Below are 1,594 nucleotides of genomic sequence, written 5' to 3'. Positions count from 1 at the left end.
TCGAACTTGGGCAGCACGGTGTCCGCGAACAGCATCTTCAGCGTGCTGGCCGGCGGCAGCGGCAGGTGGGCGTTCTGCGCCGCCAGCACCTCACCGGTGGCCGCGTCCGCGATCAGCCAGGAGCGCCCGGTCAGCGGTGACGGCAGGGCGGGCGCGCCGGGCAGCGGCGCCACCTGGACGGCGGAGCGGCCCAGCCGCTCCCCGCCGACCACGCCGACCGCGTCCTGCGCGGTGGCCGCCGGCGCTGCGGAGACGAGGACCAGCGCGGCGACGGCCGAGGCCGCCGCGGGTCTCCTGACGTGGTGTGACCTCTGCTGCACACCGCGAACGTACCCGCACGGCCGCCGCCCCGCCCCGCCCGCTGCTCCGTCCGGGCGCCGTGGCCCCGGGGGAGTGCGACGGGAGACCACGACTGCGGGTCGGGCCGCTTCGGGCGGGGATCCGGGGTTCCCCGTCCGGCCGGTGGGGCAGGACGGATAGCGAACGGTCGGACGGATTCCGGCCCGTGACGACATGACGCGACCTGAGGAGCAGGGGTGGGCAACATGACCAGGCACACCGACAGTGCCTACGGCGACATCCAGCACCGCGCGATCGAGGTGAACGGCGTCCGGCTGCACCTCGCCGAGCAGGGCGAGGGGCCGCTGGTCCTGCTGCTGCACGGCTTCCCGGAGAGCTGGTACTCCTGGCGCCACCAGTTCGCCCCGCTCGTCGCCGCCGGCTACCGCGTGGTCGCCCCCGACCAGCGCGGCTACGCCCGCAGCGAGCAGCCGGCGGCCGTCGACGCCTACACCCTCCTCCACCTGGTCGGCGACGTCACCGGCCTGATCACCGCGCTCGGCGGCGGCGAGCCGGCCGTGGTGGTCGGCCACGACTGGGGCGCGCCCGTCGCCTGGGCCGCCGCCGCGCTCCGGCCCGACCTGGTGCGCGGCGTGGCCGGCCTCAGCGTGCCGCCGCTGCCGGTCACCGGACTGCCGCCGCTGGCGCAGGCCCGGGAGCGGTTCGGCGACGGCTTCTACCAGAACTACTTCCAGCAGCCCGGCGTCGCCGACGCCGAGCTCGCCCAGGACCCGCGCTCGACCTTCCGCCGCATCCTGTTCAGCGGCTCCGGCGACCGCCCGGGGGCCGACCGCCCAGCCGCCTGGGTCGTCCCGGAGGGCAGGACCCTGCTGGACACCGTGCCCGACCCGGAGAAGCTGCCGCACTGGCTCACCGAGGACGACATCGAGGCCTTCGGCGCCGACTACGCCGAGCACGGCGAGCACGCCTTCACCGGCCCGCTCAACTGGTACCGGAACATCGACCGCAACAACGAGCTGGGCGCCGCCTTCGCCGGGCGGGCCATCGAGGTGCCCGCGCTCTACGTGGCGGGGGACCGGGACATGGTGACGGCACTGGTCGGCCCGGAGGCCACGGCCCTCCTGCTCGACAAGCTCACGCCCAAGCTGCACCGGCACGTCACGCTGGCCGGTGCGGGGCACTGGACGCAGCAGGAGCGCCCGGCCGAGGTCAACGCCGCGCTGCTGGACTTCCTGCGACACCTGGACGGCTGAGCCGACCCGCGGGCACCGACCTCCCCCACGTAGTGGCTCGG

Annotated in this window: 1 protein-coding gene and 1 pseudogene; one reads left to right on the top strand and one right to left on the bottom strand. The window is 75.5% G+C overall.

Going from position 1 to position 1,594, the window contains the following annotated elements:
• Positions 1-320, bottom strand: a pseudogene (locus MCM47_RS40445) (D-alanyl-D-alanine carboxypeptidase); the annotation flags it as partial.
• Between the two features lie 225 nt (positions 321-545).
• On the opposite strand from MCM47_RS40445, the gene MCM47_RS40440 reads away from it, so the two are divergent.
• On the top strand, positions 546-1,553 hold the full coding sequence (locus tag MCM47_RS40440; RefSeq protein WP_238865003.1) for an alpha/beta fold hydrolase: 1,008 nt from the start codon (positions 546-548) through the stop codon (positions 1,551-1,553).
• The last annotated feature ends 41 nt before the right edge of the window (positions 1,554-1,594 follow it).

It is taken from the genome of Kitasatospora sp. A2-31 (assembly GCF_022288725.1).
GTDB lineage: Bacteria > Actinomycetota > Actinomycetes > Streptomycetales > Streptomycetaceae > Kitasatospora.
Note: the sequence above shows the minus strand (reverse complement) of the source record. Positions and strands in the feature narration are given on the sequence as shown.

What these genes read in the sequence shown, in the direction of transcription:
- MCM47_RS40440 (WP_238865003.1), top strand. Translation starts at nt 546, where the DNA reads ATGACCAGGCACACCGACAGTGCCTACGGCGACATCCAGCACCGCGCG.